This is a genomic window from Roseibium sp. MB-4, from assembly GCF_053005265.1.
In genome coordinates, this window is record NZ_JBRKQB010000005.1 from 172,928 (window position 1) to 178,927 (window position 6,000).

Genomic DNA, 6,000 nt, shown 5'->3' on the forward strand with positions numbered 1-6,000 from the left:
TATTAATACGTTACCATTTAGTCCGAAAGTTAAAGATGACCTTGCGGAAATTTAGGATATTTCTTGATATTTTGCGACGTGTATCGTCATAAATCGCAATGTATCGACTGATCGGGAGCAGGCATGGCTTCTGTTGAACGAACCGCTAAAGACATCAAACCGGGATTGCCGTGGGCCTACGTCACCTCTAGCATACTGTCTTTCCAACGATAATTCTGTGCTGGTGGAAGCCTTTATGACCGTCCTTATGCGTAGCCTTTGCCTGATCATTTTTCTCATGCTTGTTCCAGGTGCGGCCATCGCGCAAGACGCTGCTGATTCCACCCAGCAAGCAGACGAAATCAGCCAGGCGCGTGATGCACTGATCAAGATTTTAGAGGATCCTGATACCCGCGCGGCACTCATCAAACAACTGAGCGAAGACCAGCAGACGGCGGATAATGGCAGTGATCAAACTGGCGCGCAGTCCGAGCCCGCTACGGCGACACCAGTAGAGGCCAATGAGAGCTTTGTTCTGAGGGTAGGGGAATACACCCGAAAGCTTGCAGATGAAGTTGGCATCTTCCTCGACAGAGCCGGGCATTCGCTGAACGGACTGTTTTTGATCCTCAAAGGGGATATTCCGATCAAGTGGGATCGGGTTCAGACGGTATTTGTGCAAGTTGCAGCGGTCTTGATTGCTGCTTACCTAGCCTTCTGGTCAGGTCAGTTGGTTGCTCGAAAAGCGTATGCCGGGCTCGCTCTCAAGGCGCGGTATGGCGGCGGGCTGATGCGGACATCCATTCTGGTCTTGTCTACCGTGATTGACGGGATCACGGTCGCAATCGGTTTGGGCGTTGGCTATTTTGTTGCTCTTTTGGCGTATGGCGGGTTTGCAGCTGGCGTCACCATTCAGGAAAGTCTTGCGCTCAATGCGTTTTTCATAACTGGAATGGCCAATGTCGCGCTTCGGTTTGTGTTTGCGCCGCGCCGTCCGGAGTTGCGATTGCTTCCCTTCGACGACCAGAATGCCCTTTATTGGTACACAAGGCTTCGCCTGTATATGTACTGGAACAACTTCGGCATATTTCTGCTGGTTCCCGTTTCCAACATTGCTGTTTCGTTTGTTCTTGGGAATGCGCTTCGCTTTCTGATCGTGCTCAGCGGCATGATCTACTTGATGGTGCTGATTGTGCGGAACCGCGTCCGGGTGCGGGAGGGAACGCAAGGATATGCGGAAACGCTGCAGAGTAATCTGGCGCAAAGGGCTCTATCCAACCTTGGAAAGCTTTGGCATGTTGGCGCGCTCGGTTACATCATCGCGATCTTTGTCGTCTGGGTAACCCGGCCGTTTGATGCAACAACCATCATCTTGCGGGCGACCGTCCTGTCGATTGTCACGATCATGGCAGGGATGGCGCTGTCATTGATCGTTACCCGAGCCATCAAGGGCGGAATACGACTGCCCGAAGATCTGAACACAAAACTTCCAGCACTCCAACACCGGCTAAATGCCTTTGTTCCACGACTGCTCAAGCTGGTTCGCTTCTTCGTCTTTATCGCAACCGTTCTCCTGCTCTTTGAGGTTTGGGGGCTCTTCAGCATTCTGGATTGGTTGTCGTCTGAAACCGGCAATCGTCTCGTCAGCAGCTACGGGTCCGCATTCCTTGTTGTTCTGGTTGGTTTCGCTATCTGGTTGGCGTTGATGTCCTGGGTTGACCTGCGCCTGCAGTCGCGGCGCGGTCACATCGTTACCGCGCGCGAGCGAACACTTTTCCAACTGTTTCGGAATGCCGCGACCGTCGTCATTCTCGTGATGACCGTTTTGCTCGGACTGTCGGAAATCGGCATTGATATCGGCCCGTTGATCGCCGGTGCCGGTGTAGTGGGTCTTGCGATTTCATTCGGTGCTCAGACACTTGTGAAAGACATCATCACGGGCGCCTTCATTCAGATTGAGAATGCAATCAACCAGGGAGATGTTGTGACCGTCGCAGGCATCACCGGCACTGTTGAAGGCATTACCGTGAGATCTGTCCGGATTCGCGATCTGAATGGGACGACACACATCATTCCATTCTCGTCTGTGGACATGGTGTCCAATTTCATGCGCGGTTTCTCGTATCACGTGGCCTTGATTGGGGTTTCTTACGATACAGATATCGCCGAGGCAAAAGAGGCGATGCAGGAAGCATTCCGGCGTCTCAAGGCGACCGACTACGGTTCCAAAATATATGAAGATCTTGAAATGCACGGGGTCACAAACTTCGGTGCAAGTTCTATCGACATTCGTGCCCGGATCAAAACCACGCCAGGTGATCAATGGTCTGTCGGCCGGGCTTATAACGAGTATGTCAAACAGGTTTTTGACGAGCGCAATATCGAAATTCCGTTCCCGCAAGTGACCTATCATGCAGCAACGCCAGCGTATGCGCAGGACGATGTGCCAAAGGTCACGCAAGCCAAGGCCACCAAGAAACCGAAACCGCTCGCCGACGACGCGCCGGCGGAGGATGGCGACCGCTAGCCGCACACTTCTCATTTGCATTTTTCTGAGCCTCTGCTGGCTGGCTTGTCCTCTGGCAGGGGCTTTTCTTATGCGTGAATGAATTGTGATTGATTTTCGACTGGTTTCGAATTATTTTCGTTTTAGAAATCGCGCGAAATATACGGAGCCTTAGAGGACCATGGCGGCGGACTACGATCTTTTGGTAATTGGTGGCGGGATCAATGGTGCAGGAATTGCCCGTGATGCTGTCGGTCGGGGCGCGTCGGTTATGCTTGTTGAGATGGGAGATCTTGCGGGAGCAACCTCGTCTGCATCGACCAAGCTTATCCATGGCGGGTTGCGCTACCTTGAGTATTACGAGTTCGACTTGGTGCGCAAGGCGCTGAAAGAACGCGAGGTCCTCTGGAAGTTGGCGCCGCATATCGCCTGGCCACTGCGTTTCATCCTGCCTCATCACAAAGATCTGCGTCCGGCGTGGCTGCTGCGGCTCGGCTTGTTCATGTATGACCATCTCGGCGGCCGCAAACTTCTTCCGGCGACAAAGACCGTGCCCCTGGATCAAGGGACCTACAGCAAGGGTTTGAAAAAGCTTTTCAAGAAGGGGTTTGAGTACTCAGATTGCTGGGTCGACGATGCGCGTTTAGTGGTACTGAATGCCCGCGATGCCGCCGATCGCGGGGCTGAAGTCCTGACCCGCACAAAATGCGTCAGCGCCCGCCGGGAGGGAGATCATTGGCAAGTTGTCCTGAAAGATCTGTCGTCCGGTACTGAGCGCACCGTTACAGCCTCCGTTTTGGTCAACGCTGCAGGGCCTTGGGTTGCGGAAATGTTGCGCGGGGTCGTCGGAGCAAACAATTCGTCGGCAATCCGCCTCGTTAAAGGCAGCCACATCATCGTGCCGCGTCAGTTCGAGCACGACCGGTGCTTCATTTTTCAGAACGGCGATGGCCGGATTGTATTTGCGATCCCGTATGAAAATGACTTTACGCTCATCGGGACCACAGACGTCGATTACCAGGATGACCTTGGCAAGGTGCAAATCTCTCAAGACGAGGTTGAGTATCTGTGCAAAGCGGTGAGCGAATATCTCGAGACGCCGGTTACTCCGGATGATGTCGTCCATACCTATTCGGGCGTGCGCCCACTTTATGATGACGGCGCGAAAGATGCTAAGGCTGCCACACGCGACTATGTCCTTGAGTTGGATGCCGGGGACAAGAAACCGGCCGTTCTGTCTGTGTTTGGCGGGAAAATCACAACGTACAGGAAGCTATCCGAACACGTTCTGGAAAAACTGAAACCACATCTGCCATTCAAACGCGATGAGTGGACGGATCAGGACGTGTTGCCGGGCGGAAACTTCAACGTTCTGGCTTTTGAAGAAGAAGTCTCGGCGCTACAGGCCCATTATCCTTTCCTCGACAAAACCTTCGCCACGCGCCTGATCCGCCTTTACGGCACTGATGCCCGGTCTATCCTAGGAAAGGCAGCGCAACTTTCTGATCTTGGTCAGCTGTTTGGCTACAATCTCTATGAAGCCGAAGTGAAATGGCTCGTCAGCCGCGAATGGGCCCGGACCGCAGAAGATGTCTTGTGGCGGCGGACCAAATTGGGTTTGCGTTTGAGCGAAGTGGAAACAGCCGCGCTCGACGACTACCTCTCCGCTCATCTTGCGCAGTTGGTTGGCACTGCTGCATAGTGCTGTCAAAACCTGACCGAACCGCCGGGAGCCGCCGGCGGTTTTTTAAAAAACAACAAGCATGAAATTTGGGAGGAGCGCCATGGCCGGATGTGTGTTGGCGATTGACCAGGGCACCACGTCAAGCCGTGCCATTGTATTTGGTGAGGATTTTCAGCCGGTAAGTGTCGGGCAGCAAGAGTTTCCGCAACACTTTCCAAAGTCTGGTTGGGTTGAGCACTCACCATCCGATATATGGACCAGCACGCTCCGTGTTTGCCGCGAGGCGATGGCAAATGCACCGGGCAACGGTGCCGATGTCGCAGCGATCGGGATTACAAACCAGCGTGAAACAACGCTGGTCTGGGATCGCAAAACCGGTGAGCCGGTCTACAATGCGATTGTGTGGCAGGACCGCCGGACCGCCGACTTTTGCGCAAAACTTCGCGCAGACGGTCGCGAGGCAAAATTCACAGCCAAAACTGGCTTGCTGCTTGATCCCTATTTCTCCGGGACAAAAATCGCCTGGATCTTGGACAATGTCGACGGCGTTCGTGCACGAGCCGAACGCGGTGAACTTGCGTTCGGAACGGTTGATAGCTGGCTGATCTGGCATTTGACAGAAGGCGAGGTGCACGCGACTGACGCTACCAATGCATCCCGGACACTGATTTATAACATCCATGACAATTCCTGGGATGCCGAGCTTTGCGAGCTATTGAAAATCCCTATGAGTCTTCTGCCCGACGTCAAAGACAGCGCGGATGATTTCGGGGTGGCCAAGGCGGATCTCTTCGGGCGGGAGTTGCCGATCCTTGGCGTCGCCGGGGACCAGCAGGCTGCCACTGTGGGACAGGCGTGTTTTGAACCGGGCATGGTGAAGTCGACCTACGGCACCGGCTGTTTTGCCTTGATGAATACGGGTACGAAGCCGGTCGCCTCTGCAAACCGGATGTTGACGACGATCGCTTACCGACTAAACGGTGAGACGACTTATGCGCTCGAGGGATCGATTTTCATTGCAGGTGCCGCGGTCCAATGGCTCCGTGATGGCCTCGGCCTCATTGAAAACGCCGCCGACTCTCAGGCGCTTGCCGAGCAGGCCGACCCAAACCAGGACGTCTATCTGGTCCCGGCCTTCGTCGGTCTCGGTGCGCCATACTGGGACGCGGATGCGCGTGGCGCGATGTTCGGGTTGACCCGGAACACCGGGCCAAAGGAAATCGCCCGTTCGGTTCTGCAAAGTGTTGGTTATCAGACCAGTGACCTCATCTCTGCGATGCAGTCTGACTGGCCGGATGCACATTCGCCCGTATTGCGGGTCGATGGGGGCATGACAGCGTCCGATTGGACGATGCAGTTCCTGTCCGACATCCTTGGTGCGCCAGTGGATCGTCCAACCGTTGCTGAGACCACAGCCCTCGGCGCTGCCTGGCTCGCAGGAAGTCGGGCCGGGATTTGGCCTGGCCAGAAGGAATTCTCCGCCAAATGGAAACTGGAAAAACGGTTTGAGCCCCACCTTGACCAGGATCGGCGGGATCAGCTTCTGGCCGGTTGGAAAGACGCGGTCAGGAGAACGCGCTCCAATCTGGACTAGGGTCTGTGGGGATTCACAAATCAGTACGGATGTGATTCAAGCTTTGGATGGATCGCTTTGTACTGACAGACGCCCAATGGGTTAAGATTGAACCACACTGCCTTGGCAAGCCGACAGACCCTGGGCGGAGCGGCAAGAATAACCGCCTTTTTATCGAAGCCGTGCTTTGGATTGTTCGAACAGGCAGCCCCTGGCGGGATCTTCCTGCCATGTTCGGTAACTGGAGCACGGCCTTCC

The 6,000-nt window shown here is 54.7% G+C and carries 4 protein-coding genes; all 4 read left to right on the forward strand.

Annotated features, from left to right (window positions below):
- Window positions 1–235: 235 nt before the first annotated feature.
- Window positions 236–2,506, forward strand: a complete 2,271-nt coding sequence (locus tag ACVDG4_RS23275; protein ID WP_447236835.1) for a mechanosensitive ion channel domain-containing protein — start codon at window positions 236–238, stop codon at window positions 2,504–2,506.
- Window positions 2,507–2,666: 160 nt separating this feature from the next.
- Window positions 2,667–4,187 carry a glycerol-3-phosphate dehydrogenase gene (glpD, locus tag ACVDG4_RS23280; RefSeq protein ID WP_447236836.1) on the forward strand — a complete coding sequence of 507 codons (1,521 nt, stop codon included), beginning with the start codon at window positions 2,667–2,669 and terminating at the stop codon, window positions 4,185–4,187.
- Window positions 4,188–4,269: 82 nt separating this feature from the next.
- Window positions 4,270–5,763: a glycerol kinase GlpK gene (glpK, locus tag ACVDG4_RS23285; RefSeq protein ID WP_447236837.1), complete on the forward strand. Its 1,494-nt coding sequence runs from the start codon at window positions 4,270–4,272 to the stop codon at window positions 5,761–5,763.
- 47 nt (window positions 5,764–5,810) lie between these two features.
- Window positions 5,811–6,000: transposase (locus tag ACVDG4_RS23290; RefSeq protein ID WP_447235112.1), on the forward strand; the 190-nt coding region annotated here is incomplete at its 3' end.

Coding starts and splice junctions, on each gene's coding strand:
- ACVDG4_RS23275 (WP_447236835.1), top strand. CDS start 236: ATGACCGTCCTTATGCGTAGCCTTTGCCTGATCATTTTTCTCATGCTT.
- glpD (WP_447236836.1), top strand. CDS start 2,667: ATGGCGGCGGACTACGATCTTTTGGTAATTGGTGGCGGGATCAATGGT.
- glpK (WP_447236837.1), top strand. CDS start 4,270: ATGGCCGGATGTGTGTTGGCGATTGACCAGGGCACCACGTCAAGCCGT.